We start from the raw sequence: 26,853 nt of genomic DNA, 5'->3' as shown, positions 1-26,853 counted from the left end.
TGCTGCCTTGTTGGTAGTTTTTGTTGTATATCATTATCCAATATCATTTTGTCGTATTAATGAGTTAATTTCACTGCTGACGCGCGCAGATATTTCTGGCGTTAACATCTGTTATTGGCATATTGGCTAACATTAAAACAGAGTAAAACACATGATACAAAGCATGAAAAAAGAGTGGTTCTCTAACATCCGTGGAGACCTATTAGCCGGTATTGTTGTCGCGCTGGCGTTAATTCCTGAAGCGATTGCCTTTTCGATTATTGCCGGGGTGGATCCCAAAGTTGGCCTATATGCTTCCTTCTGTATTGCAGTCGTGATTGCGTTTACCGGCGGTCGTCCGGGCATGATTTCGGCCGCGACTGGCGCTATGGCGCTATTGATGGTGACCTTAGTTAAAGAGCATGGTCTTGAGTATTTATTAGCGGCGACGTTATTGACCGGCCTGTTTCAAATTGCAGCAGGTTACTTAAAACTGGGCAGTTTGATGCGATTTGTCTCGCGTTCGGTCGTGACCGGCTTTGTGAATGCGCTGGCCATTTTGATTTTTATGGCACAGTTACCTGAGCTTACAAATGTGACGTGGCATGTGTACGCCATGACCGCAGCTGGACTGGGGATTATTTACTTATTCCCATTAATCCCTGTGATCGGAAAATCCTTGCCGTCACCTTTAATATGTATTGTTGGCTTAACCATTTTTGCGGTGTATATGGGATTAGATATCCGTACCGTAGGCGATATGGGGCAGTTGCCAGATACCTTACCGATTTTCCTTTGGCCAGAAGTACCATTAACTCTTGAAACCTTAATGATCATCTTGCCTTATTCTGCTGGTCTTGCGGTTGTTGGTTTATTGGAATCGATGATGACAGCAACTATTGTTGATGACTTAACCGATACCCCAAGTGATAAAAACCGCGAATGTAAAGGCCAGGGTATTGCCAATATCGGTGCGGGTTTACTGGGCGGTATGGCGGGTTGTGCCATGATCGGTCAATCAATTATTAACGTTAAGTCTGGTGGTCGTGGGCGTTTGTCGACATTTTCGGCGGGTCTTTTTCTGTTAGTGTTAATCGTATTTCTGGGGGACTGGTTAAAAATGATCCCGATGGCAGCACTTGTCGCGGTGATGATCATGGTGTCTATTGGAACCTTCTCTTGGGATTCTATCCGTAATCTTAAACATCATCCTTTATCGACCAATCTTGTGATGGTTGCCACAGTAGTTGTCGTTGTCGCTACCCATAATTTAGCGATTGGGGTATTTGTGGGTGTGCTACTTGCCTCGTTATTCTTTGCCAATAAAGTGGGCCGTTTTATGGTGGTTAAAAGCAGCGACACTACTGCAGAAACCGGGCGTCATTATCACATTATTGGCCAAGTCTTTTTTGCCTCAGCAGATAAGTTCAGTAACTCATTTGATTTCAGAGAAGTGGTTGATAAGGTGACGATTGATTTATCTCAAGCACATTTTTGGGATATTACCGCCGTATCTGCTCTGGATAAAGTGGTGATTAAATTCCGCCGGGAAGGGACTGAAGTTGAGATAATTGGCCTTAACGCTGCCAGCGCGACCATAGTTGATAAATTTGGTGTGCATGATAAACCAGAAGACGTTGAAAAAATGATGTCTGGTCACTAAGCCCATAGCAACAGCATAAAAGGATAATAATGATGACAAATGTGATTGCCTGTATTGATGGTTCAAAAGCCACACACGCGGTATCTGATGCTAGTGGGTGGGCGGCGATGAAGTTGCATGCCCCGGTGACGTTATTACATGTATTGGATAAGTCTGCCTACCCGACAGAGTTAAATTTGTCGGGAAATATTGGCCTTGGGAGTCGTGAGCATCTGCTGGCTGAAATGGTTGAGCTTGAAGGACGCATGAGTAAACTCGCGCTCGAACAAGGTAAATATATGCTCCAAGATGCTCAAACCAGCATTGTAGCTGCACAACCTTCAGTGGTGGTGCAAACACTGCAGCGCCATGGGGATTTAGTGGAAACGCTACTGGAGCAGCAAGCCGATGCCAGACTGGTGGTTATTGGTCGTCAAGGTGAGCAACATCAAGATCAGGCGCAAGCGATTGGCAGTCATTTAGAAAGTGTTATTCGCACCCTTAAACAGCCAATTTTAGTGGTGATGGCTGAGTTTACAACGCCAAGCCGTTTTATGATTGCCTATGATGGCAGTGCCACCTCGAAAACCGTGCTTGAACGAGTGATTAGCAGCCCACTACTTAAAGGGCTCGAATGTCATTTAGTCATGGTGTCTGATAATCAGTCTCAAGCGCTAACCGAATTGACCTCAGTTGCCGACTCTCTTACTGAGGCTGGTTTTGAGGTAACAACTGCGGTTTGTCAGGGCGAAGTGCAAACGGCTCTTGAAGCTTATCAACTCGCACACCAAATTGATTTAATGGTCATGGGGGCTTATGGCCATTCACGTATTCGTGAGTTTTTTGTTGGGAGTAATACCACACGGATGATCAGTAAAAGTCATATTCCATTGTTGTTATTGCGTTAAGTAAAAGACGGCGTCTTGATAGGGTCGCTTCGCTGCTAGGGCGTGATTTCGTCACTGCTAGGGCGTGACTTCGTCACTGCTAGAGCGTGACTTCGTCGCAGCGATCTAGGCTTCGCTTTTAAGCGTTCTGCGCTTTAATTCACTAAGACACTAGCGGTTAGGCCAAGCTCGTCGTACTTGGCCGTAGTGACTTTTCTGCTTTAACCGCACACACCTTATACTCAGGGATTTTAGCAATCGGATCTAATGCATTGATGGTCAGTTTATTGGCTGCCGCTTCGGCAAAGTGAAACGGTAAAAATAATACTCCAACCTGAGCCCGCTTAGTGACAAAGGCGGCTATCTCTATTTCTCCTCGGCGAGTGCTCAGTGTTAGCATATCACCGTTATTGACACCCAATTGCTCGGCATCAAAAACCGATATCATCACTCTGGGCGCACCTTTAATATCCAGTTCCGGGGTTTTGCGCGTCATGGTGCCAGTATGGAACTGTTCCAACAAACGGCCTGTTGACAGGGTTAATGGATACTCGCTATCGGGCATTTCGGCAGGGAGACGATAACTCACCGGGATCATTCTGCCTTTGCCGCGTAAAAATGTCTCTGTGTGTAAAATCGGTGTGCCAGGATGGTTTTCATCAAGGCACGGCCACTGTAAACCATCTACCTTGTGTTCAAGGCGTTGCCAGGTTAACCCTTGGTATTGCGGGGTAACCTGGTTAATTTCTTGCCAAATATCTTTGGTGCTGTGGTAATGCCAGTCTGCATCAAGGCTATTGGCAATCATTTGGATTATTTTCCAGTCTACCAGCGCATCTCCTGGTGGAGTTAACGCCACCCGTAATTGTTGTACCCGACGTTCGGTATTGGTGAAATGGCCATCTTTTTCGGCAAAGGCGGTTGCGGGTAATACCACATGAGCCATTTGGGCGGTTTCGGTTAAAAAGATGTCTTGCACCAGCATAAATTTAATTTTGGATAGTGCGGCGATCACATGGGCTTGATCCGGATCGCTTAGCACTGGATTTTCACCTAAAACATACAGTGCATCGATTTTGCCTTTGACAATAGCTTGCATGATTTCTGTCGCTGCTAATCCTATGTTTGGATTAAGCGAAGTATTGCCCCAAGCTTTAGCAAACTTAGCTTGATGAATCGGGTCATTAATTTTTTGATAGCCGGGATAATAATTGGGTAAGGCGCCCATATCACAAGCACCTTGAACGTTACTTTGGCCGCGCAACGGATTTAGCCCGCCGCCATTGACGCCGATATTGCCACACAGTAGTTGTAAGTTAGAGGTAGACACCACGTTGTCATAACCCGAGGTATGCTGGGTGATGCCCATGGCGTAATACAAGGCCGTTTTGTTTGCGGTGCCGATCATTTTTGCCATAGTGGCAATATCTTTTGCCCTTACACCAGTAATTAACGCCGCATTGGTTAAGTTATAATCGGGCTTCATCACTTCTTGCTTAAGCAATTGATAGTCTTCAATACGGCTATTGATGTAGTGCATGTCTTGCCAGTTATTGATGATAATTTGCTGCATGATGGCATTGAGTAACATCACATCTGTGCCCGGTTTATGTGAGACATATAAATGGGCGCTGTCTGCGATAGTGGTTCTCTTTGGGTCGGCCACAATTAAGCGCGCGCCGTGTTGATTGACGGCTCGTTTAATATGTGAGGCGATAATAGGGTGGGCGCTGGTGGTATCCGAGCCGATGATAAAAATCACATCTGAGTCTTTAATACTGGGAATATCATTGGTCATGGCCCCGCCACCAAGGGTATCGGATAAGCCGGCAACTGATGATGAATGACACAGTCTCGCGCAATGATCTATATTGTTGGTACCCATGATACTGCGGGTCAATTTCTGCATTAAATAGTTTTCTTCATTGGTGCATTTAGCCGAAGATAATGCGGCAAACTTGCTTGGCCCTGCAGCATCTTTAATCGGTTGCAGTTGCTGTGCTATATAACTAATAGCCTCGCTCCAAGTGGCCGGTTGCAGCTGACCATTTTTGCGAATTAATGGTGTGGTAAGGCGTTTAGGGCTGTTTAAAAAGTCAAAACCAGAGCGCCCTTTAACACATAGCATGCCTTCATTGACCACTGATTGAATGTCACCAGATACTCGCATTACATGATTTTTGGCCGGGTCGACATGCAGTTCAACCCGGCAACCGACGCCACAATATGTACACACGGTTGAGGTTTTGGTTAACGCTCTATCGCTGCCTTGGGTTTTATCGCGGGCATCAACCAAAGCACCTGTGGGGCAGACTTGTACGCAGTTACCACATTGCACACAATCGCTGTCATTCATCGACGCAGTAAAGCCAACACGAGGGGCGTTGCGGCTAATGCCTGCGGTTGTAGCGTCAGGAAGTGCTTGATAGCTATTGGCTTCAAAAGCGATAACATTATGACCACTTTGCTGATGGCAGGCGTCAATACAGGCTCCGCAACTGATGCAACGATTGGCATCAAAAGTAATAAAAGGTGCACTGTTATCGACTTTAAATTTACGCGCCTGGGTTTGGTCTAGAGTTTTGCCATCGACTTTATATTCGGTTGCATAGTCACGTAACTGACAAGCGGTATTAGCTTGGCAAGCACATTCTAAACAGCGCATAGCTTCTTTTATTGCCTCATCGGCAATAAAGCCTAGCTCAACTTCGCCAAAGTTCAGTGCGCGATTTAATTGCGTTAGCTCAGGCATTTTTAGTCGCGAACGTTTAACGGTGCCCGGGTATAAGTCAGCAGACAATGACGCCGTGTTATCGGTTTTTGTGGAGTTAAAATCTTGAGGCTGTAAATGACAGGTTAACCCCTCAGTGAGCAATCCTTCAATTGCTTCAGCGGCTTTTCGGCCATCGGCCACCGCACCCACGGCGGTTCCTGGGCCGGTGCGAGAATCACCAATAACAAACAGTTTCTCCACTCCTGCAGACATGGTTTGCTCACAACCAAGAAAAGTATGCCAGCGGGTGAGGGCAAGGTGACCGGTGTCGATTTGGTTTTCTGGTTGCTCTAAAAAGTCTAAATCCACCTGTTGAGATACCGCCGCAATAACGGTATCAAAAGCTTCTTCAAAGGTTTCACCGGTGGCTTTAGGCGAGCGTCGCCCTGATGCATCGGGCTCACCGAGCGCCATTTTAGCAAACGTCACAGACTTGACTCGGCCTTGGTCATCACTGTGGTTTTCAATTGGATTGGTAAGAAAGTGAAACTTAACCCCTTCGACTTCGGCTTCATGTATTTCATAGGGTTCAGCGGGCATTTCATCGCGGCTACGGCGATAGATTAAGGTCACATCAGCACCATCGCGCACAGCGGTTCGGGCACAATCAATTGCGGTGTTACCCCCACCAATAACGGCGACTTTTTTGCCAGTGATCAATGTCTTGTTGGTGCAATAATCGCGTAAATAGTCGACACCCAAATAGCAGCCTGCTAAATCGCTGCCAGGGTAATTCATTGGCACCGCTTTTTGTGCGCCAATGGCGAGGCAAACAGCATCATAATTGGCGACTAAATCGTGTAGATTGATGTCACGACCGAGTTCTACGCCAGTTTGTATCTTAAGTCCGTTGCGAGTGAGTAGTTCAATTTCTTTATCCAGAATGTCTTTGGGTAAGCGGTACTCTGGGATGCCGTAACGTAACCAGCCGCCCGCTTTGGCTGCTGATTCCATAATAGTGACATCGTGACCATTATTAGACAGATAATAACCGGCAGTTAGCCCCGCAGGGCCACTGCCGATAATGGCAATACGCTTATTGGTTGCCGGTGCTCTTGGTGGTACATAAGACTCTAGATCATGTAAATCTAAATCTGCGGCATGACGTTTTAATTGGCGAATCGCCACGGGTTCATCAACAAGCCCTCGGCGACACTGGGCTTCACAAAAAGCAGGGCAGACACGGCCAATTGACAGTGGCATAGGTAAGGTTTTTTTGATGACTTTGACCGCTTCTTTATGCTCACCTCTGCCGATATGATACAGATAAGACTGCACGTCAACGCCCGCAGGACAGGCAGTTTGGCAAGGGGCTTCACAATCGGCAAAATGGTCGCTGAGAATATGCTTAAGTGCATCTTGACGGATTTTGCTTAAAGCGCTCGACCGAGTTATCACCTCTAAACCCGCTTCAAGCGGCGTTTCACATGCGCGAACACATCGTAAACTGCCATCATTATTTTTTATGTGTACTTGGCATAAGTTACAGTGCTGTTTGGCTTGATTGTGGGAAAAATCACACAAGCTGGGGATATTAATACCGGCGTCAGTGGCAGCTTTTAATAAGTTATCTGCCTGAGGCAGCGATAACGATATGCCGTCGATAGTGATATCTATCATTGCAATACCTTCTAATTGGTTGAGTCACTGGCTAGGTTTTGCTGCCATTGAGAATACGACGATGAGGGCTTTATTGAGCGACCAAAGCGCAGATCGACTGTGTCTATAGAGGGGAGAGCTGTCAGTCATGCAGGTCCATCTTGATAACTTTTTCTCGCCTCCCTAGTCGTATTAACAGCCATTTACAATAGCCATATACAATGTAGCCAGTTTAATTTGCTGGGCGATACTCAATTGTGACCTAGATCATTTTTAATGAAGATAAATGAAATCCATAAATTTAATTGCTATTAAACAATTGCTTGGAGTATTTTTTAACTTGTTGAGATGACGAGTTTGGTGAGGTTTTTATATTGCTGTTCTGTATGTTAAACAGTTGGATGCGTTACTGGTTTCGCTGGCGCTAAATTGAAACAGGCTCAACGGATGCCGTTGAGCCTGTTTGTTGTTGCTGCAGTATTTGTTGCCGTTGTATTTGTGGCTATTACAGTGGTTATTTCAGTTTAAATACCACTTCGACTCTGTCGCTAATTGTCACTTGGCCCTGCTGATAAGTTTGCGCGACATCTGAACTTACTTTCATACTGGCGCGGTACATTTCTGGTTGATTTGATTGTTGCGGAAAGTATCTCACCTGCCATACTCCGTCAATTTCTTCACCAAAGCCTTTAGCTAACGATTGCGCTTTTTGCTTGGCATCCACAATGGCAGCTTGGCGTGCTTGCTCAATAATATCGGCTTCTTTGCTGGATTTTAGCTGTATATTACTGATGTTATTAATGCCTTCTACTAAAGCGCTGTCGAGTAATTCATTTAAGCTGTTCAGATCCACTACTGTGACTGTCATTTGGCGACTTGCGCTATAGCCGGTTAGTTTACGGGGTTCATTTTGCACATACATGTATTGTGGATTGAGTTGCAAATTAGCACTTTGAATGTGTTTTTTATCAACACCCGCTTTGAGTAAACGCTGCATAAATTGGCTGACCGCTTGGTCGGCTTGATCTTTAGCCGCTTTAGCGCTATCGGCTTCGACTAATACTTCAACATTGATGATAGCCATGTCTGCAGACGCTTCTATGGTGCTGGTTCCCACGGTTTCAATATTTGCGAAACTAAGCTCGGCCGCTTGCACCGTGGATAAACTGCTGCTGGCGGTTAAGGTAAATAATGCGCCAGAGATAATGCTGGTAAGTAAAGTTTTATTCATTGATGACTCCGCTAATGGTTAGCTTAATGCTGTGAAAATACAGGTTTAAATGGGTCTGTTAAGAGTGTAAACGTAGCCAAATTAAAAAAGGGTTTTTTTATTGATCATTATTTACATTAAAAGATATCAGCATAGGTTTTAAGCTGCTCAAGTCATATGAGCAACCCAGACTTTATCATCTTAACATTCATATTGCAGGGTGTGCTTTTTGCTGCAGGCGGTACTCGCTTGGCGTGGTACCTTGCCAGCGCTTAAATGCTCGTCGAAAATTAGCCACATCCACATAGCCTAATTGATAGGAAAGTTGTTTAATACTGCCTTGAGATTGTGACAAGTAGTGCTTGGCAATCTGATGATTGACCGACGCCACAATACTTTTATAGCTACTTTGCTGTTGGGCTAAATGGCGATGTACCGTGCGAGGTGTCATGTGAAAATGCGCTGCAGTGTCGCTTAAGCTTGGCAATGGCACCGGGCTTTGCAGTAAATACTGGTATAGCTTGTCGCTCAAACTTTGTTGACCGTTAAGCTGCTTAAGTTCGTTAATACACCATTGTTTAGCTTGCATAAATGAGCTGGGGTCAGCCATATCAAGAGGTTGTGTCATTGATGCTAGGGTTAACATTAGCTGGGTCTTAGCTTGATTAAAATGAACCGGAGCCTTAAATAATTCTGCGTACTGCTGCCAATAACTGGGTGGCGCAAAACTGATATTCACCTGGCATAATGGCGACGATTGCGGCGTGAGTTGTTGTAATAACTTAGTCAGGGTCACTAAAAGAGCATCCATATAGGGTTGCTGTATCATGCCCAGTGGTTGAACTGCTTCAAGGGTAACAACCAAAGCCTTGGTCGTTTCGTGGATGCTTATCTTAACCAGCGGCGTACGGGTGTTAATAAACTGCTTTAATGTCTCAATGGCTTGTTTGAGAGTGCTGCTGTTAAGCATGGCAAATCCCATCATGCCATGAGTGTTAATACCGATACGATTACCCACATGTAAACCTAAGTCTGGTCTGGCCGAAAGGTGAATGGCAGAGGCGATTAGGCGTTGATAATCATCAAAACTTACTTGATAGTGCGGGTCTTGTAATTGCTCAAGTGTCATACCATTATGAGCTAGCCAGATATTAACATTACAGTCCCACTGGCGCAGCTGTTGGTAAACTTGGTTTAAGTAAAAAATCGGCAGTGGCTGCATAGCATCCTTATCAATGGCTTTTATAGCAATCCTATTTATCAGTTGTAACGGATTTATCCGTACTTGTCTATTAATGACCCCTTTATGTCCATCTCCCCCTCTTTGCTAGCTTGTCTGCTGGCGTAAAGTAAACCTTTAACCTTTAAAGGACTGCATATGTTGTCGATGTTTACTGCCAAAGCTGTGACCTTAACCATTAATGACAACCTTGTGGTTGAACAAGCCAGCGTAAAACACACTATTTTAACTTCGGCACTGGCAGCCAATATTGCCTTTCCCCATCATTGCCAGGTTGGCAGTTGTGGCGCTTGTCGGTGCCAGTTAGTGTCCGGTGAGGTTAAACAATTAACCGACAGTGCTTATGTGCTGTCAGCCAAAGCAATCGCTCAAGGAATGATTTTGGCGTGTCAAAGCATGCCAATATCTGCTGTCAATATTAAGGTTAATCTGCTTCAGCGTCAGTTGGCTGATGAACCGCAAGAGTGAGGAGATGTTAATGTTTAAGTACCTTAAGTTTATGTCGCTTCACCTTATGGCGCTGATCGCCATTGCCAGTATTACTTTAGGTGAGTCGTACATTAGTATGGGTTTTGCCATTTGGGTAGCGGTGTACTTAGGCGGCGATATGATATTTGGTGATGATGTACAAGCGCCAAGCTATCGCTTTACAGCTTTACTGACGTGGCAGTTATGGCTGGCGTTGCCCTTAACCGTGATGTTGGTATTTGTGTGCTGCTGGCAATTTGCCAGTCAAGATATTGGTCAATATGGGGCTTGGGTCAGCAGTCTTAGTGGTTATGATGTGTTACTCGCGCGTGAAAATACCAGCGTGGTTCAGTGTGGGGTGATGGTGATTTATTTGGGCTTAGTGGTTGGGGTAATGGCCACCATTACTGGGCACGAATTAACTCATCGAACTTGGCAGCCGGTGTCATTATTGATTGGTCGCTGGTTATTGGCATTTAGCTTTGATGCTAACTTTGCCATTGAGCATGTGTATGGGCATCACAAATATGTTAGTACCTTGGACGATCCCGCCACTGCGCCTCGTGGTCGTAATGTCTATGCGCACATTGTTATATCGACCATTAAAGGCAACATAAGTGCATGGCATATTGAACGCCAAAGGCTGTTGCGTAAGCAGCTTGCTGTATGGAGTTGGCATAATAAAGCGTTAAGAGGCTATGCCATGAGCTTAGTCATTATGCTGTGGGTGTTCTGGCTGGCGGGTTGGCAGGGGTTAAGCTTTTTTGTGCTAATGGGGTTATGGGCTAAAGCGACCTTAGAGATAGTTAATTATATGGAGCATTATGGCTTAGTGCGAGCCGTTAATTCGCCAGTACAGGCGCACCATTCTTGGAATACAAATAAACGAGTGAGTTCGTGGGCGATGTTTAATTTAACCCGCCATTCGCATCATCATGCTCAAGGGCAATTGCCTTATCATCAATTATTGCCATATCCACAGGCACCGCAAATGATTGGTGGCTATCTTAGTACCTTTGTTATTACGCTTATTCCGCCATTATGGCATCGGCTCATGTTGCCTAAATTACAGCATTGGGATGGGCACTTTGCCACGCCTATTGAGTATCAACTTGCTCAGCAAGCTAATGCAAACAGTGGTATTGCTGCTTACCAAGCTTGTGCTTAACCTTACTATTCAGTTAGCGTTAGCTACTCATATTGATGCGGTTACGGCCGGTTGATTTAGCGCGGTAAAGTGCTGTGTCTGCGGCGCAAACCAGTGCGGTTGGCGTGCGGTATTGGCCACTGCGTTCACAGGCGATGCCTTGGCTAACACTGATTTTAGTTTGTGCAGGTAACCCTATGTCGGTAAAGGTTAACTGGTTAATACGGCGTTGAATGTTTTTAGCTATATATTCTGCTGTTAACGGGTTGCTGTTAGGTAAAATAACCACAAATTCTTCGCCACCATAACGGGCAGCCATGGCATTGTTAGAGGGGAGCACGTCTGCCAGTACTTGGGCAATTTTTTGCAAACATTTATCACCGTTAACATGGCCAAACTGATCGTTAAATATTTTAAAATAATCGACATCGATAATGATTAAACACAGCGGTTGGTCGTGATTAATGCTGTCGTTCCAGTTGGTTTGCAGGGCATCATCAAAAGCATGTCGATTGGCAAGACCGGTTAATTTGTCGGTATGCGCTAAGTGGCGCAGTTTATTGTATTCGGCTTTATGCGAAGTCAGGTTATGCATAATGCCAATAAATAATGGCTCCGAGCCTATTTGTATTGACGGTAAACATGACAATGATAAATCGGCTTCGAGCAAGGTGCTGTCGGCGCGGTTAATGATAATTTCTTTAGGCCCATGGTTAAACTGAGTCACTTTATTGCTTTGATCGCTCGCGTTGTTCCACAGGTCAAATAAAGATTGATACTCATCTTTAAAAGGACTTTGTAGATAATCGGTCCAGGTTTGACCAATTAACATTTCGGCTGGGGCACCGAATAATTTAGCGCCTAACGGGTTAATCATCTCAATAACGCCAACGGAGTTAATCACAAATATCGCTTCTGAAATCGCGTTAATCACATTGAGTAAGGTGCGAATTTGTAAGTTATCTACTACAGCCATTTTGCCATTCTGGTTTGCTGAAGTGGCATCAAAAGTGGCATCAAACATCACCGCCGTCGATGACGAGTCGGCTAGGGTTTCAGCTTCAACACGCAGTGGTATTTTTACCGCGTTAGGATATTTAGACAATGAGTCTGTTAATTTAGTCACACGAGAAATCGTGTCATTGAGTTCAGTTAATTTATCATTGGTAAACATGGTGCATTTCCTCAAGCGTTTGGTGTTGGTAACCCCTTGTTGATGTCAAACACTCTATTAGGAATGGGAGCTTTTAACCTTTCGGTAATCTTCTGATTTTAACTTATTGATTTATATTGCATTAAATTCACATTTTATTTTGTCAATGTGTTGTGATTGAGTGGCTTATGTTGCATGTACCTGAGATGCGACTTAATTTTATTGCTGAGTTTTAGGTTTTTCCTCCCTGGAATCGATAATATTCTTATCGGGAATAGCCTGTTGTACGGCAATATTTGCTTGTGATTGTGACAGATATTGGGCCGTCATTGGCTAGTGTTTAGAGCGTTATTTAGCAGCAGTTTGCTCGCTGCGCTATTGGACAATAATGGTTTTTTGTGCCCAGTGAACGGGTAAAAGGAAAGCCCAAGTAGGGGTTTATTACTGGATAACATATCGAACACAACAACTCAGATCATAAAGTGAAAAGTCATTTATTACCTTTCATTATGCGGCCACTGTTGATATCGCAACTGGATAAATACCAGCCATTTTAGCAATCGTTATGCTATTGGTTAGTTTATCAGGCTGAACAATATTAAAGCTCAGGGATAGCCCTGAGCTTTAATATTAGATGTATTTAATATTTAGTCTGGGCGATTAACAATTTGTGGATCAGGACTAAGTAACAATAAGGTATTAGTGCTGTTAGACAGCACAAACTGAAACTTTGTGTCACCGGGAGTTTCATCTAAATCGGTTAATTGAATCAATGTGCCATCACTGCTGATGGTAATCGCATCGATGATGCCGTCAAATGGGGTAGTAAAAGCCGCACCAACAAATTTTAGTCCTTTACCGGTTTTATCAATTAGCTGGTAAGAGATGGTGCTGTATTGGTTAATGACCACATTGCCACACACAGGTGAGCCGTCAAGGTTTGTGTAGGTCAATACTGGCTCTTCTTTTTCGCCTAGGGTAACGGTGAGGTTAAAAAATGTTGCTTGGCCTTGGGTATTTGACATCATATTCTCCATACTTTTTGTTTAGGGCTTAGGGTTTAGGGTTTAGGGTTTAGGGTTTTTATTTTAGGATTAAACCTATAATCGGCTATGTTCGATTGTTGTAATAGTTGTAGCAAGTCAAGCTGCTGATCAAGTTCACCAAGGCAGTCGAGGGCTTGAGCATAAGGAATGGTATACTGAGGGGAGCTGTTGTTATCGACAATAGAGGCGAGTAGCGCTTTTGATTGCTGACACAGTGAGTTAACTTGCTGTGACTCTCCTAAGGATGTCTGTAATGAAGCCGCTAACATATTACTCTGAGCTAACCCTGCCGGATAAGTTGTGTTTTGAGTGAATTCGGTGATTAATTGGCTAAAAAAGATTATGGCCTGGCGCGTATGAACAAGGCTTTCTGACAACCGCCCTTGAGAGGCTAAATAATTTGCCGCCGCCAGCTGATATTTAGCCCATAGGTCATTTTTCTTAGTTGATGTGACTAGGGTCATATCTGTATCAAGTATAATTGCTAACGATTCAATACTATATTCAGTGGCCTGTTCAATTGGATCAGGGCTAAATGCCAACATATCAAGGTAAGCGGAATATTGTTGGGTCTTCCAAATATCATTTTTGGGGTCTTGTTTAAGGGCGTTGGTAATCCCCGCTAAGCTAAGCTGTGCCTTCTCAAAAGCTTGTTGGCGTTGACCTTGGTAATTTAATAATTTAGCCAGCAGAGCATAACTGCTTGATGATCGCTCAAGTAAATAAGGTTGTTTTTCTAGTACAGTGTTGGCAAGCTCTATTTGAATTTGTTGATGTATTTTTATTGCGGCAACAACATCTCCTTGCGAAACCGCTGCACTGGCAAGCCATGAGCGAGTATCTGCAATATCAGCTATCAGCTGGCTATTGGTTTGGTCTTTATCCCACAGTTGTAGTTTAAGTTGTAATGATTGCTCAAATGCCTCACGGGCATCGGTAAAGTTTTGCTGCTTCATGTATATGGAGCCAAGAGAATTTTGCGCATAGGACAATTCCATTAGCGCATCGTTATCGTCTGGTGCATATTGATACATGGTTTGGCTGTATGTTAAATACTGTTCGAACCAAGGCTGTGCCGCTGTCCAATCATTTTGATCGTATTCAAGCTGGCCGAGCCAAAAAGCATTGGCACCTAAGGTTTTGAGTAAACTGAGGTGTTGCGGTTGCATTTCGAGTAACGGCAGCATGCGCTCACGGGCGGCGATTAAGGCGCTGTGGGCCTCGTCGATATTGCCGCGAGAATAAGCCACTTCGCCCATGGCCTCTAAGGTTTGGCTGTGTTGAAAGCGCGCTTCAAAGCTTAAATAGCTGGCATCGTCGGCCGAAAAATCGCTGAAATATTCCAGTGCTTTGTTACTGATCCCATCGAGCAAGTCCATGCGGCCAATGCCGCGCATTTTGTCGGCGAACTCACCGACCATAAAACCGAGTAAGTTTTCTGCTGCAAGGCGTTTTTGTTGTGCCTGGGTTTCGGCCTCAATGCTACGAATACTCATGGCGACCGAAATGAGTGTCAGTGCCACAAGGGCTAGCATAACTGCGCGGCGGCGCCAGCGGCCGATATTGGCTTGTTTGGTTGAGGCTTGAATGAGTGCCAGTTCTTGAGGCTCTAAACTAAACAATTGGTTATCGAGCAATGTGCTTGCTTCTACTAATGGTTTGCCTTCTGCCAGTAAATAAGCATTACTCTTTGACTCGGCCAACCAGCGGTTAGATTGATGCTGTAAACGGCTTTTAATGGCTAAACTGTCGCTGTGTTCGGTTATCCATTTTGTCGCACGGGGCCAGCGCCTTAATAGCGCTTCGTGGGCAATACTAAAGCAGGCTTGATCGTGTTGCAGATGCGAGACAAACAAGCGGTTATCAACCATGGCTTTGACGAGGTTTATCTCGGCATCACTACTGAGATCGCTCCAGCGGGCAGTGTTGCTGGTGATTGATTTTTCGTCTTCGGTGAGGGTGACTAACATCGACAGTATTTTCGGCAGTGCAGCGCGTTCGCTGTTACTTAATTGGCCTAGCACTTCTTCAGCATTTTTACCGATGGCGCCTTCAATCCCCCCAAGCGAATGGTAAACCGACACCAATAATTGGTTGTCATCATCTTTGTTCAAATACAGTGATTGCAAGGTGTATTGCAACATGGGCAAAGCATCAGGGTTTGAGGCGGCGTCACTGCAAAGTATTTCGTCCAGCGGCATTGCGGTATCGGGATCGAGTGTCCAGGTAAGGTTAGCTGCATTGGCCGGCAAGCGGATCATTTGCATCAGCTCTGCTCGAGTTGGCGCGGATAAATCGAAATGTGAGCCATTGGCTTTGCCTGCCATTAGGCTTGGGTGACTTACTACCTGAGGATAAAAGTCATTGCGGCAAGCACTGATAATTAATATTACTCCTGAAACCGCAAGGGTTTCGAGGATATCTAATGCATTGTTGCGTTCGGATTCGGTAAATAATGGCGACGCTAATAAGATTTCTAAACGGTCGATAAACAATGAAAAATGGGGCCGACTGTATGTTGGGGGATTGTCATCATTGATGGATGAATGATTAGCTAAAGCTAGCTGACAATATTCAATAACGGCATTGATGTTGTTTTGCAATTTGTTTGCCAGCATTTCGGCACTGCAATCGGTAAACACCGCTTGGTCATTGATTTCCCAGTCGAGCATGGCACTGGCGATATCGATAATTAAACGGTCTTTAGTGACATCGGCTAAATCTAGGTTGGCATTATCAATGACGCCAACCCCGTTAAAGCCATTTTTGGACATCAAATTAGGCATGATACCGGCATTAATGAGCGATGATTTACCTGTACCGCTGGGGCCGAGGATTAAGCAGAAGGCACGGCCGAATTCAACTTGTTTAGTGATGCGATTTAATAAGGTGTTAACTTGCTCACTTCGGCCAAAAAATACGCTGGAGTCGTTGGTTTCAAATGCACGTAAGCCCGGAAAAGGCGAGGCGCCTTGCCATTGTGCGGGGCTGACTTTAGCATGGTGACCAACAGGAAATTCAACACTGGCGATGGTGCGATAACCCCGTTTACGAATGGTTTCTATATACTGCGGATTAGATGCTTGATCGCCTAATGCTTTACGCAGTTGGGTCATCACTTTATGCAGTGGATTATCGCCAATGGCAATGTCACCCCAACATTGACGAATAATATCGTCTGGGGTGAGTACCTCTCCTTGGTGTTGGCATAGCAGGCGTAATACATCCATGGCTTTAGGTTCAAGGGTGCGGATTGTGTCACCCGATTGAACACTGTTACTTTGCGGATTAATTTGCCAATCACCAAAAAAGAAAGTGCTGTTGCTCATGTTTGATTTCCAATGCGTTAATCACGTTAATGTTGGCCAAATATAAGTCACTCCATGATCACTTTCATCCAGAGCTAAGCTCAGTCAAAAGGCCTATCAGAGTTCGTCTTTATTTGTGCACATTTTATTATATTGTGCGATTACGTCAGTTGTATTTTTGTTATTAAATTGTACCGCAAAACAATCGTTACCTCGACAACTATATCACCTATGTATTGAGTTAATCCCTTTGTTCTAACTGCTTTATTTGTTCTACTATCGATTGATTCACCGGTGTTTTTACGCCATATTTTTTGCCAATTTTAACTACAGCACCATTAATAAAATCGACTTCGGTTTGTCGTTTCGCCTTGATGTCTTGCCACATAGAAGAACGAGCTTTGGGATCGATATCGAGCATCTGTTTAGCTAATAATGTAAATAACATATTGGGTAGCGATAATATTAGCGGTAACCATTGAGGTTTAACCTTAGTGTATTGATGCAGCTCGATGTCTGCCGCTTCGCAGACGTTTAACCATTCTGTCATTGCACGAGCCAGTTGCCGACGGCTAGCATAATGGCTGAGTTGCTGTTTGATGGGTAAGTCGCTAAGAGCATTTAATGCATTGTTAAGGTTCAACAATAGCTTGCCATAAATTATTGGCAGCATATTTTGATGCAAGTCGCAGCCAAAACCCTGTTTAATCATTGCTGCCTGAATTGCCTGTGTGTGATGGTTTGTCTGTAAGGTAAACACGCCTTCGGTACCTTTATGAAAACGGCTATTGGGCTGTTGTAACACATTAAAGGGGGTGATGCCCTGGAGCAGATTGCAGTGACTTAGAGACTGGTTAATGCTGTCGAAGCTGCCGAGGCCATTTTGCATAAAAATAATACTGCTGTCGCTGTGCGTTATCGCGATTAATGACTTGGCGATACTGCTAACCTGGTGGCACTTTAAGGTGACGAAAATTACATCAAATGGTAAGTCAATTGGCGCCTGATCTATATCAGTGATCATGGCTGGTGGCATGACGGTTTGTAAAAAGCCTTGGTAGTCACTTAAGGTAATACCGTTATTGGCGATAATGTTTTTTTTCATCGTCGGCCTGCAAATGAGGCTAACATCAAAACCAGACAAACACAGCTGGCCGGCTAAATAGCAGCCAGTAGAACCCGCGCCATAAATTGCAATTCTCATTGGATTATGTCTCTTTTTTTATTATTAGTAAGCTAAGCTTTCAATCCAACCCCCGAGGCTGTGATGACTTGTAACATATCAGCATTTTTAGCCGTGTAGAAATTTAAAAATAATAACAGAACTACAATGAACCATAATCACCTTGCAGCGCTGAGATTTAGTGTTATCGCCGTGTCAATTCACGCAGATGCCGCCGACATTAAAAGCAAATGGACGATGATGAATTTAAAGAGGTTATGATACGGCCCATTTATTAGGCCGCAAGGTTGTCAGCCATGCCCATGCTGCCCAAGGAATTAATCTGCCTTTTGTGATGTAGGCCGGGGTTATATATAAACGCTAGTGCTAACTTGTTGCGGCACAATGATGGTTCAAATAGCCACAATGCCGCAGCTTTATTTTTTTAATAATTAAAAATCAATTAGTTATTTAACAAGGGCATAATCTATTTGATTTTTAGCGTTAGTGTTCGCATAATAGCCAATTGTGTTTATACAGTACTCTTCACTATAAACCTGTAGAAGGTTCTTCCACTTCAAGGCGTCAATAATGAATTCATACGGATGTTGATTGTAGCTAAGGAATGCTCATGTCGATTGATACTCTCGCGTTATTAGTTTTTATCTTATTGGCTTTGATCGCTTTATTGCTGTTTGCTAATTTGAAAGAGTATCGACAAGAAAAAACACAAAAACACCTTATCAATTCTTATGAGCAAATCCTCGATCACGTTGGCGCTTATATTTATGTCAAAGATACCGATTGCCGCTATGTATATTGTAACCAACTCACTTTAGATTATTTTGGCGTTAGCCTTGAACAATTAAAAGGGACGTCAGACAGTGATTATTTGCCTCCTGAAGTGGTGGATGTTTTGCAACATAATGACCATAAGGTGTTAACACTTCAGCGTAAAGTATCTGGTGATTTTGTCATAGAGGGTGAAAACGAGACCAATGTTTACCATGAAGTTAAGCAGCCTCTATATGATAAAAAAGGTCAGCTCATGGGGTTAATTGGCATTTCTACCGTTATCACCGAAGAATATAATCTACGTGCCAAACTGGAACATCTCGCCAATAGCGATCCATTAACAGGGCTTTATAATCGTCGTTCGTTTAATGCATTCTGTGACCATGAGTTTGCTCGGGCAATGCGCTATGGTGAATCGCTGTCATTTATGATTATCGACATTGATTTTTTTAAGAATGTTAATGATACCTTCGGCCACTTAGTGGGCGACGAGGTGATTAAGCGGGTGGCTGATATATGCAATGAACATGCGCGTGAGTCGGATATATTGGCTCGAATTGGCGGTGAAGAATTTGCCATTATATTACCCAATACTGATATTGATTCTGCTTATGAACTGGCTGAGCGTTTACGAAAAGCTCAGCAACAATACGATCAACAGCAAGCGCCTTGTATTACCATCAGCATAGGTATTTCAACCTTAGACTCACAAGACAATACTTTTATCGATATGTTTAAGCGTGCAGATAAAGCGTTATATTCGTCAAAAAATATCGGCCGTAATAGTGTTAATGTAGCCTAATTGCATGTGATTATTGATCATTTCAGTATGATGGCTAAGCCGATTTAATCGCATCAGCCAATGCGGCGGCATCACGCAATCAACAATAGATCTTAAAAATTGTTAATTTAAGTTGCACACAATTAGTTATCGTGATTATCATATGTCTCAAGCAACGCACATTTACTGTCAATTTGAGTGCTTAAGTCAGTTAGAACTCAATATGCTTAGACAGTTTTAGTCTAAATTGATCCAGCCGTTGTTTTAGATCGCTCAGTTCAGCAAGGTCGATACCGCATTGCTCAACAATACATTCGTGGATCTGCTGGGCCCGAGGTTGGAGAAGATAACCTTTTTCGGTTAATTGCATGCATAGCACTCGCTCGTCTTTAGGCTCGCGAATACGCTTAAGCAGTCCGTCGGTTTCAAGGCGTTTGATGACTGGAGTTAATGCACCCGATTGTTGCCCGAGTTTGCTGGCTAAAGTTTTTAAACTTAAACCATCTTGCTCCCAAAGCACTAGCATTACTAAATATTGAGTGTAGGTGAGCCCAATAGAGTCAAGTAAAGGTTTATAGAGCTGCACGATTGCCAATGACGTCGAATAGACAGCAAAACAGAACTGATTCTCAAGTAGCATGGGTTTGTTTTTATTCATATCAGTGCTTAGCTCGCAAAATGGTTGGTGGTATTTAGGCTGATCAATTTAAGTAAAAGAAACGTATTAGTCGACCTTGGTTGTATATGGTATCAGTGTTTAGCTGATATGTATTACAGGTATGAATAGCTTTTAACATTTGCTAATCACTTAGGTCATATTGTCTTCTCGTGCACCATCTGATGGTGCCTATGTCATTTAAAGGATACAAGATGAACACTCAAAACCGTCGAATTGTTCTCGCCAGCCGCCCTCAAGGTGAGCCAGTTGCTCATAATTTCCGTTTAGAAACCGTTAACAAACCAGTGCCTGGCGAAGGTGAAGTCTTATTGCGTGCGGTGTATTTATCACTCGATCCTTACATGCGTGGCCGTATGAATGATGCCAAATCATATGCCGAGCCGGTTGCTATTGATGATGTCATGGTTGGTGCCGGGGTATCACAAGTGGAAGTGTCTAATCATCCTGATTACAAAGTGGGTGAGTGGGTATTATCATTTGGTGGTTGGCAAGATTACTTCGTGTCTAACGGCGAAGGCTTAATGACATTAGGTGACAATCCTACTCATCCTTCTTATGCTCTAGGCATTATGGGGATGCCCGGTTTTACTGCGTACATGGGGTTATTAGACATTGGCGCACCCAAAGCGGGTGAAACTGTTGTGGTTGCGGCGGCCACTGGTCCTGTTGGTGCAACAGTTGGTCAAATTGCTAAATTAAAAGGTTGCCGCGTTGTAGGTATTGCTGGTGGCGCTGAAAAATGTCGCCATGCCAAAGAAGTACTCGGTTTTGACGAGTGTATTGACCATAAAGCGCCTGACTTTGCACAGCAATTGGCAACACATTGCCATGATGGCATAGATGTGTATTTTGAAAATGTTGGCGGCAAAGTATTTGATGCTGTGATGCCGTTACTCAATACCAGTGCTAGGGTGCCAGTCTGTGGCTTAATTTCTCAGTATAACGCGACGTCGTTACCTGATGGTCCCGATCGTTTGTCATTATTAATGGGCACTTTGCTGGTTAAGCGCATTAAGATGCAAGGTTTTATTATTTTTGACGATTATGGCGATCGCTACCCAGAATTTGCCCAAGATATGGGCCAATGGTTGGCACAAGGCAAGATTCAGTATCGTGAACAAATTGTCGAGGGTCTTGAAAATATGGCCTCAGCCTTTATTGGGCTTCTAAAAGGCGAAAATTTCGGCAAGATTGTCATTAAAGTAAACAATCCTCTGTAATCTGAGTGATTACGAATAAATTTACACTATTTAAGGAATAACAATGAAAGTATTAATGGTATTGACCTCTCACGACACACTAGGCGACACAGGTGAGAAAACCGGTTTTTGGTTAGAAGAACTCGCTGCGCCTTATTACGCATTTACAGATAAGGGTGTTGAAGTGGTACTGACTTCACCTAAGGGTGGCAAGCCACCATTAGACCCAAAAAGTGATCAAGCAGATTTTCAAACCGATTCAACTCGTCGTTTCGCTACTGACGAAAAAGCTCAGGCATTGTTAGCCAATACTCATACATTGGCATCAATTGACGTAGCAGAATATGACGCAGTATTTTATCCTGGTGGCCATGGTCCATTGTGGGATTTAGCGAACGACAAAGATTCTATTGCGTTAATTGAGCAATGCTACAAAACAGAAAAGCTTTTAGGTTTGGTATGTCACGCTCCTGCAGCGCTTAAATACCCTAAAAAGCCAGACGGAACGCCACTTGTTGCCGGTAAAAATGTTACCGGTTTTACTAATGGCGAAGAAGAAGCGGTACAGTTAACCAACGTAGTGCCATTTTTAGTTGAAGACATGCTGCAGGAAAATGGTGCAACCTACTCTAAGGGTGATGATTGGCACCCATATGCCGTGGTTGATGGTAAGTTAGTCACAGGTCAAAACCCTGCATCATCAGAGTTAGTGGCTGAAAAAATGTTAGCGTTATTAAGCTAATCAGCTGCTTGGTTGAGTTGTTATACTTAACCTTAACTCGACATTACAAATAAGTAGATTGATAAAAGTAAACCCAGTGAGTTGTTCATTAGGTTTACTTTTCATCACCAACATTACAAGGACGGCTTAATGATTAAATTACATCACTTAAATAAATCACGCTCAAAACGTATAATTTGGTTGTTAGAAGAATTGGGCGTGGACTATGAGCTGGTTGCTTATCAGCGTGATGCAAGCACATTTTTAGCGCCAGAGTCGTTAAAAGCAGTTCATCCTTTAGGTAAATCTCCAGTATTAGAGGCCAGCGGTTACACTATTGCTGAGTCTGGTGCGATTACTGAGTATTTAATTCAAACCTACGGTGCAGATAAGCTGATGCCGACACCCGGTTCTGCAGATTATATTGATTATTTACAATGGATGCATTTTGCTGAAAGTTCTGCTGCATTGCCATTATTATTGAAGATCTTTGTTAAAATGGATGGGGCTGAAACTCGCTTTATCGGTGGATATGCCGATGCTGAAACCGCAAAAGTCATCAGTTACTTTAATGACCGTTTGCAAGGTAAGTCATATTTAGTTGGCAACAGTCTTAGCGGCGCAGATATTATGATGTCGTTTATTGCGGAGCTTGTTGGCCAAAATGGCGAGTTTGAAAAATATCCAAATATTGCAAAGTATTATCAGCAATTAATGAGCCATGCATCATTTAAAAAAGCGATGCAAATCGAAGCTGAACACGATCGTTAATCATTAATGCGTATCCATTTAAAAGACGAACTCAGTTCGTCTTTTTTATTGCTGCAGCGGTTATTTTCATTCAGTTACCCCTAGACTATTGATTATGCTTTTACCATCGGCAAGCCAATCTTTTATATACTAAATAAGTGGTTTTTGGTTAAAGATTGTTCGCTGTCATACTAAGGTGTTACTATAACAAGGGTTTTATTGCGTGCTACAAGGTTAGATTATGACAACTTTATCAAATGAGGAACTTGCTTATTTCAGTGATGTTTTTTCACCGGCAGATGACTGCACAGACAACGCTTTATCGAAACATTCGTTAAGTGTCGCAACTGAAGTACCCCAAGTGCTTGCGCATATTTTGGGAAATGCCAAACTCACTTTGCTCGCTGAAATAAGCTACTATCGCTTATGGTTTCCATTGACCTTAACAATAGATGATCTTGGACAATTCTCTCCAGAATTGGGGATCCCAGAAGTGATTGATATGCGAGGCGGAGAACGCAGTTGGCGACTAGATGATGTTAAAAATATCAAGGTGATTGATCATGACACTGAGAAATACGTTGAAGTGTTATCTCTGTCTAGCTCGGGTATGACCATTAAGGTGCCGCAAGAACTTAACACTAAAATGCCCCGTTTAACCCAATTGATTTTACCTAATGGTGTTCATCTAGATATGTTGTTTGAACCTGTCAGGACTGAAAATGGGGTGATGGCGGCAAAGATTAGTGCAGAAGGTGAGTCGCGTGAAATATTGCGCCAATTTTTATTTAGCGAACATAAAGCTAAGTATGCACACCTTTATAAAAATATTAACTACTAACGATAAAATCCTTAGCTAACATAACTTTAACCGCATCGATAAAGTCATTGTCATTTTTGGCCTGAATTAATTGGCACAACTCATCACCTACACTGGTAAAGCGATAATAGGTAAATAATAAGTGCTGATCTTTAGGCTTTAGAGTCAAGGTAGTATTAGACATTGCTAACTGAATGTTTTCATTGCTGCTTAGTAACCCTGTTTCAAACTCGCTTTTATGCAAAATCCCCGCATCGACTAGGGTTAAAATACTCGAATAAGGTAAGCCAAATTGCGACAGGCCAAAGTTTGTTTGAGTGTGCTTGCGAAAATATTGTTTTATCCCGCCGTTAATACGATAACTGCTAAGTAATTTAAACCTAGGCTCAGTGTTGATTTTAACTGACATGCCTAAGGCTTTTTCAAATATCTGTGCTTCTCGAAAGGTTAACTGTGTTAACAGTGCCAAGGTGCGAAGGCTAAAGTTGCCTGGATTGACGATTTCGCTGGCTAAAATTCTGGCCCATAAATCTTGCATTTTTCGATTATGGATCTGTTCTGCCATCTTAAAAAATTGATAACGCCAATCAGGATCTAACTCCACTCCAGTCACATCCGATGGCGTATAGTTAAGTGCTAATGCAAAAATGCTCTCAAGATTAGTTTGATGTTGGCTAAGTTGTTTGCGTTGACGGTATTTCGCCCGCTCCGCAACGGATGCGGTAGACGGACGATAATCGTCTTCACTGGCTAAACCGATAATGCGTCCGAGCAATAAGGTTTTTTTGCGCGCAGACACTTGAGTGTTGTCATCTTGTATCTCAGTTACATCAATATCAGTCATCACTCATCCTCTCAGTGCTTTGCGCTTGCGCCAGGTATTTTGGGGTACGACATTTATGTTGAATCGTTTAGGTTTTTGTAGTCAACGGAGACCATAAGGCTTCTTTACCCGGCACCGGATGGCGCGGCACATTGAATGCTAATGCGAGCGAGCATAGGGCAAACCCAGTACCAATAAAGAATACTGCTTTAGGCGAGCTTAACCACAATATACCTAATAACGCTGGAATAATCACCGCGGCAATATGGTTAATGGTAAAGCTTACCGACATGGTTGAGGCAATATCTTGTTTATCGGCAATTTTTTGAAAATAGGTTTTCATTGCAATTGCCATGGCGAAAAGCAGGTGATCGATTACATATAAACCCGCAGCAATATTGGCATCGCTGACATAAGCGTAGCTGCTGAAAATAAGCACTAAGCCAAGGTATTCAATAATTAACGCATTACGTTCCCCTATGCGACCAATAAAGCGGCCAATCTTTGGGGCAAACAATAAATTCACTAGGTAATTAATCAGAAACAAGGCGGTGATTTCAGACACCGAATAGCCAAATTTCTCAACCATCATAAAGCCGGCGAACACCATAAAAATTTGTCTGCGTGCACCAGAAAAAAACGTCAGTAAATAATACAGCCAGTAGCGTTTTCGCATGATTAGATGCTTGTGCTGAATGGAGCCAATTGCAAAACGTGGAAAGTATACCGCCATCATAAACACCATGAGCAAGCCACAACCACCAATGATGCTGTACATCCAGATATAGTCAAGTTTAAGCCAACTCATGATCAGCCAAATTGATCCGTAACCGACGAGCGCCGCAGCGGATCGCCATGCTAACGCTTTTCCCATAAATCCCGGTGCATCGGCTTTATCAACCCACTGTAATGTCAGCGATTGATTGATGGTTTCAAAATAATGAAAACCTATCGACATCAATACCGTTGTTAAATACAGACCAATCACGTCGGGAAACCAGCCGGTAATGCCCACGCCAATACACAACAAGGCCAAAGATGATAAGGCAAAGGTTTGTTCTTTGATCATCAGTAATACAAATACTGCGGTAAAGGCTAAAAATCCTGGTATTTCTCTTAGGCTCTGCAATAAGCCAATTTCGGCGCCGGTGAATGCGGCGCGTTCAATCACAAAATTATTGAGTAATGCCTGCCAAACTGCGAATACCATCGACATAACAAAGGTCATCCACAGCAGGAGGTGTTGTGGGTTTGTTCGTTGGATCGAAATGGGGGCAGCATGTGTAAGTGATGTGTCTGACATGGTTGAAACTCTTATCCCTAAGTTTATCCATCTATAGTGACATAAAATAGTTTTCTAAGTGAACTGTATTTTGCCTGCCGTTTGGGGTTATCAGTCCATGATTCATTTGCCATGTTAAATCTGACACAAGCTTGGTTATTTGGGGTTTTCTGGTCGATGATTTTCTGCGAAGTACTTCACATTGCATTGAGGCAGTGCATATTAGGTGAATTGCTTATCATGATGACGTGATCTGTTTCATGTAAATTCTGTCATCGGTGGTCTAAGATACTGTATTACTTTAAATGATTCCTATAAGAGGTCAGCATGAGTCAGATTTTACTGATCCATTCTAGTGTGCATGGTTACACTCAACAAATATGTGAGTATTTACAACGTCAACTCGCAAGCCAAGATCAGCAGGTGACGGTAGCCCCTTTGGACGACGCTCCCGATTTAGCCTTGTTTGATAAAGTGTATATTGGTGCCAGTATTCGTCATGGCAAACATCGTCCGGCGTTGTACCAATTTATTGAAACCCATCGAGCGGAATTAGAAAGTAAACCCAGTGGTTTTTTTTCAGTGAGTTTAGTGGCGCGTAAACCCCACAAAAATACGCCGCAAACCAACAATTATATGCAACAGTTTTTAAGTCAAAGTGCATGGCAACCTAAGTTGCTGCAGGTATTTGGTGGTAATTTAGATTACCAAGGTTACAACGCATTAGATCGAAATATTATTCGCTTTATAATGTGGCTAACCAAAGGTCCTACCGACCCCAACACTAAGGTAGAATTTACTGATTGGCAAAAAGTGGATCAATTCGCGCAGCAGATCATTAAGGAATAATGGATGAAGCGAGCGACAAGGCTATCGCAATTATTCGATTCTATCGCGACTAAACTGCATGTGATAACCGGCGGATTAAGCGTATTACTTATTGCTACTAGTCCTTGGATATTAATCGGGCGTCGTTTAGCCCCTAATAGCAGCGGGTGGAATCACTGGCATGTTTATGGCGGCCTGTGTTGTGCTTTATTAGCGGTTGCGCTGAGCTTTCATGTTTGTCGTCAGGGTCAATGGCGGCAGTTTTTTCCTTGGCTTGTTGGCGAATGGCGTCAGTGCTGGCAAGACATAAGCGGTTTGGCTCAAGGCCAGTTGCCTCATTCTGGTGGCAAAGGCTTATTGAGCGTGATTGCTGGCATAGGTTTATTATTATTGTTGTTGGTGTCTGTGACAGGTGTTGGCTGGTGGTTGACCCAAGGTGGTGAGTACGCCCTGAGTTTACGTTATTACCACAGTTTGTTTGCCGACTGCTTTGTGACGGTATTACTGCTGCATGCATTACTTGGACTACTGCATTTACGTGACTTTTTTGATTAGGTTTTC

Annotated in this window: 21 protein-coding genes; 11 read left to right on the top strand and 10 right to left on the bottom strand. The window is 43.4% G+C overall.

Annotation, left to right across the window (positions count from 1 at the left end; genetic code table 11):
- Positions 1-151 precede the first annotated feature (151 nt).
- Positions 152-1,642: a SulP family inorganic anion transporter gene (locus H5164_RS05060; RefSeq protein WP_182697514.1), complete on the top strand. Its 1,491-nt coding sequence runs from the start codon at positions 152-154 to the stop codon at positions 1,640-1,642.
- A gap of 32 nt (positions 1,643-1,674) precedes the next feature.
- Positions 1,675-2,529, top strand: a complete 855-nt coding sequence (locus tag H5164_RS05055; RefSeq protein ID WP_182755252.1) for a universal stress protein — start codon at positions 1,675-1,677, stop codon at positions 2,527-2,529.
- Positions 2,530-2,686: 157 nt separating this feature from the next.
- Here the strand turns inward: H5164_RS05055 and fdhF are convergent, their stop codons facing one another.
- The 3 genes from fdhF to H5164_RS05040 form a co-directional block, all read right to left on the bottom strand.
- A complete protein-coding gene (gene fdhF, locus H5164_RS05050; protein WP_182755071.1) occupies positions 2,687-6,901 on the bottom strand; it encodes a formate dehydrogenase subunit alpha in 4,215 nt (1,404 codons plus the stop codon).
- A 493-nt stretch (positions 6,902-7,394) separates the two neighbouring features.
- Entirely contained in the window at positions 7,395-8,111 is a 717-nt protein-coding gene (locus tag H5164_RS05045; RefSeq protein WP_124015534.1) for an oxidative stress defense protein, read from the bottom strand.
- A 187-nt stretch (positions 8,112-8,298) separates the two neighbouring features.
- Complete coding sequence (locus H5164_RS05040; protein WP_182697512.1) at positions 8,299-9,312, bottom strand: AraC family transcriptional regulator; 1,014 nt, start codon at positions 9,310-9,312, stop codon at positions 8,299-8,301.
- Between the two features lie 156 nt (positions 9,313-9,468).
- On the opposite strand from H5164_RS05040, the gene H5164_RS05035 reads away from it, so the two are divergent.
- Both H5164_RS05035 and H5164_RS05030 read left to right on the top strand, forming a co-directional pair.
- On the top strand, positions 9,469-9,798 hold the full coding sequence (locus H5164_RS05035; protein WP_182741343.1) for a 2Fe-2S iron-sulfur cluster-binding protein: 330 nt from the start codon (positions 9,469-9,471) through the stop codon (positions 9,796-9,798).
- 10 nt (positions 9,799-9,808) lie between these two features.
- Positions 9,809-10,966, top strand: coding sequence for an alkane 1-monooxygenase (locus tag H5164_RS05030; protein ID WP_220492648.1), 1,158 nt, complete (start codon positions 9,809-9,811; stop codon positions 10,964-10,966).
- A 19-nt stretch (positions 10,967-10,985) separates the two neighbouring features.
- Here H5164_RS05030 and H5164_RS05025 read toward each other — a convergent pair whose 3' ends face one another.
- From H5164_RS05025 to H5164_RS05010, 4 genes are all read right to left on the bottom strand, one after another.
- Positions 10,986-12,119 (bottom strand): sensor domain-containing diguanylate cyclase, encoded by a 1,134-nt coding sequence (locus H5164_RS05025; protein ID WP_182755067.1) that lies wholly within the window; start codon positions 12,117-12,119, stop codon positions 10,986-10,988.
- Positions 12,120-12,745: 626 nt separating this feature from the next.
- Positions 12,746-13,123 carry a DP-EP family protein gene (locus H5164_RS05020; RefSeq protein ID WP_182755065.1) on the bottom strand — a complete coding sequence of 126 codons (378 nt, stop codon included), beginning with the start codon at positions 13,121-13,123 and terminating at the stop codon, positions 12,746-12,748.
- Between the two features lie 35 nt (positions 13,124-13,158).
- Complete coding sequence (locus tag H5164_RS05015) at positions 13,159-16,473, bottom strand: winged helix-turn-helix domain-containing protein (protein WP_182755063.1); 3,315 nt, start codon at positions 16,471-16,473, stop codon at positions 13,159-13,161.
- Positions 16,474-16,693: 220 nt separating this feature from the next.
- A complete protein-coding gene (locus tag H5164_RS05010; RefSeq protein ID WP_182755061.1) occupies positions 16,694-17,656 on the bottom strand; it encodes a 2-dehydropantoate 2-reductase in 963 nt (320 codons plus the stop codon).
- A 589-nt stretch (positions 17,657-18,245) separates the two neighbouring features.
- Between H5164_RS05010 and H5164_RS05005 the strand changes: the two genes are divergently transcribed.
- The gene (locus H5164_RS05005; protein WP_182755059.1) at positions 18,246-19,211 is read left to right on the top strand and encodes a GGDEF domain-containing protein; all 966 of its coding nucleotides are present in this window, start codon (positions 18,246-18,248) and stop codon (positions 19,209-19,211) included.
- 190 nt (positions 19,212-19,401) lie between these two features.
- On the opposite strand, the gene H5164_RS05000 is transcribed toward H5164_RS05005, so the two are convergent.
- Complete coding sequence (locus H5164_RS05000) at positions 19,402-19,848, bottom strand: MarR family winged helix-turn-helix transcriptional regulator (protein WP_124015543.1); 447 nt, start codon at positions 19,846-19,848, stop codon at positions 19,402-19,404.
- Between the two features lie 212 nt (positions 19,849-20,060).
- On the opposite strand from H5164_RS05000, the gene H5164_RS04995 reads away from it, so the two are divergent.
- The 4 genes from H5164_RS04995 (at position 20,061) to H5164_RS04980 (ending at position 23,380) form a co-directional block, all read left to right on the top strand.
- Positions 20,061-21,089: an NADP-dependent oxidoreductase gene (locus tag H5164_RS04995; RefSeq protein ID WP_182755057.1), complete on the top strand. Its 1,029-nt coding sequence runs from the start codon at positions 20,061-20,063 to the stop codon at positions 21,087-21,089.
- A 43-nt stretch (positions 21,090-21,132) separates the two neighbouring features.
- Entirely contained in the window at positions 21,133-21,810 is a 678-nt protein-coding gene (locus H5164_RS04990) for a type 1 glutamine amidotransferase domain-containing protein (RefSeq protein ID WP_207891308.1), read from the top strand.
- Positions 21,811-21,939: 129 nt separating this feature from the next.
- Positions 21,940-22,560 carry a glutathione S-transferase family protein gene (locus H5164_RS04985; protein ID WP_124015546.1) on the top strand — a complete coding sequence of 207 codons (621 nt, stop codon included), beginning with the start codon at positions 21,940-21,942 and terminating at the stop codon, positions 22,558-22,560.
- 220 nt (positions 22,561-22,780) lie between these two features.
- The gene (locus tag H5164_RS04980; RefSeq protein WP_124015547.1) at positions 22,781-23,380 is read left to right on the top strand and encodes a hypothetical protein; all 600 of its coding nucleotides are present in this window, start codon (positions 22,781-22,783) and stop codon (positions 23,378-23,380) included.
- On the opposite strand, the gene H5164_RS04975 is transcribed toward H5164_RS04980, so the two are convergent.
- On the bottom strand, positions 23,370-24,203 hold the full coding sequence (locus H5164_RS04975) for a TIGR03899 family protein (RefSeq protein WP_182755055.1): 834 nt from the start codon (positions 24,201-24,203) through the stop codon (positions 23,370-23,372). The genes H5164_RS04980 and H5164_RS04975 overlap by 11 nt on opposite strands.
- A gap of 67 nt (positions 24,204-24,270) precedes the next feature.
- Positions 24,271-25,485 carry an MFS transporter gene (locus tag H5164_RS04970; RefSeq protein WP_182755053.1) on the bottom strand — a complete coding sequence of 405 codons (1,215 nt, stop codon included), beginning with the start codon at positions 25,483-25,485 and terminating at the stop codon, positions 24,271-24,273.
- Between the two features lie 306 nt (positions 25,486-25,791).
- Between H5164_RS04970 and hemG the strand changes: the two genes are divergently transcribed.
- Positions 25,792-26,313 (top strand): menaquinone-dependent protoporphyrinogen IX dehydrogenase, encoded by a 522-nt coding sequence (gene hemG, locus H5164_RS04965; protein ID WP_124015550.1) that lies wholly within the window; start codon positions 25,792-25,794, stop codon positions 26,311-26,313.
- 3 nt (positions 26,314-26,316) lie between these two features.
- Positions 26,317-26,847 (top strand): cytochrome b/b6 domain-containing protein, encoded by a 531-nt coding sequence (locus tag H5164_RS04960; RefSeq protein ID WP_182741335.1) that lies wholly within the window; start codon positions 26,317-26,319, stop codon positions 26,845-26,847.
- The last annotated feature ends 6 nt before the right edge of the window (positions 26,848-26,853 follow it).

This window comes from Shewanella sp. SG41-3 (assembly GCF_014164545.1).
In the GTDB taxonomy this organism is placed as follows: Bacteria; Pseudomonadota; Gammaproteobacteria; order Enterobacterales; family Shewanellaceae; genus Shewanella; species Shewanella vesiculosa.
The sequence above is the reverse complement of the archived record's forward strand: the minus strand, read 5'-3'. Positions and strand labels throughout refer to the sequence as shown.

Coding starts and splice junctions, on each gene's coding strand:
- H5164_RS05060 (WP_182697514.1), top strand. CDS start 152: ATGATACAAAGCATGAAAAAAGAGTGGTTCTCTAACATCCGTGGAGAC.
- H5164_RS05055 (WP_182755252.1), top strand. CDS start 1,675: ATGACAAATGTGATTGCCTGTATTGATGGTTCAAAAGCCACACACGCG.
- fdhF (WP_182755071.1), bottom strand. CDS start 6,901: ATGATAGATATCACTATCGACGGCATATCGTTATCGCTGCCTCAGGCA.
- H5164_RS05045 (WP_124015534.1), bottom strand. CDS start 8,111: ATGAATAAAACTTTACTTACCAGCATTATCTCTGGCGCATTATTTACC.
- H5164_RS05040 (WP_182697512.1), bottom strand. CDS start 9,312: ATGCAGCCACTGCCGATTTTTTACTTAAACCAAGTTTACCAACAGCTG.
- H5164_RS05035 (WP_182741343.1), top strand. CDS start 9,469: ATGTTGTCGATGTTTACTGCCAAAGCTGTGACCTTAACCATTAATGAC.
- H5164_RS05030 (WP_220492648.1), top strand. CDS start 9,809: ATGTTTAAGTACCTTAAGTTTATGTCGCTTCACCTTATGGCGCTGATC.
- H5164_RS05025 (WP_182755067.1), bottom strand. CDS start 12,119: ATGTTTACCAATGATAAATTAACTGAACTCAATGACACGATTTCTCGT.
- H5164_RS05020 (WP_182755065.1), bottom strand. CDS start 13,123: ATGTCAAATACCCAAGGCCAAGCAACATTTTTTAACCTCACCGTTACC.
- H5164_RS05015 (WP_182755063.1), bottom strand. CDS start 16,473: ATGAGCAACAGCACTTTCTTTTTTGGTGATTGGCAAATTAATCCGCAA.
- H5164_RS05010 (WP_182755061.1), bottom strand. CDS start 17,656: ATGAGAATTGCAATTTATGGCGCGGGTTCTACTGGCTGCTATTTAGCC.
- H5164_RS05005 (WP_182755059.1), top strand. CDS start 18,246: ATGTCGATTGATACTCTCGCGTTATTAGTTTTTATCTTATTGGCTTTG.
- H5164_RS05000 (WP_124015543.1), bottom strand. CDS start 19,848: ATGAATAAAAACAAACCCATGCTACTTGAGAATCAGTTCTGTTTTGCT.
- H5164_RS04995 (WP_182755057.1), top strand. CDS start 20,061: ATGAACACTCAAAACCGTCGAATTGTTCTCGCCAGCCGCCCTCAAGGT.
- H5164_RS04990 (WP_207891308.1), top strand. CDS start 21,133: ATGAAAGTATTAATGGTATTGACCTCTCACGACACACTAGGCGACACA.
- H5164_RS04985 (WP_124015546.1), top strand. CDS start 21,940: ATGATTAAATTACATCACTTAAATAAATCACGCTCAAAACGTATAATT.
- H5164_RS04980 (WP_124015547.1), top strand. CDS start 22,781: ATGACAACTTTATCAAATGAGGAACTTGCTTATTTCAGTGATGTTTTT.
- H5164_RS04975 (WP_182755055.1), bottom strand. CDS start 24,203: ATGACTGATATTGATGTAACTGAGATACAAGATGACAACACTCAAGTG.
- H5164_RS04970 (WP_182755053.1), bottom strand. CDS start 25,485: ATGTCAGACACATCACTTACACATGCTGCCCCCATTTCGATCCAACGA.
- hemG (WP_124015550.1), top strand. CDS start 25,792: ATGAGTCAGATTTTACTGATCCATTCTAGTGTGCATGGTTACACTCAA.
- H5164_RS04960 (WP_182741335.1), top strand. CDS start 26,317: ATGAAGCGAGCGACAAGGCTATCGCAATTATTCGATTCTATCGCGACT.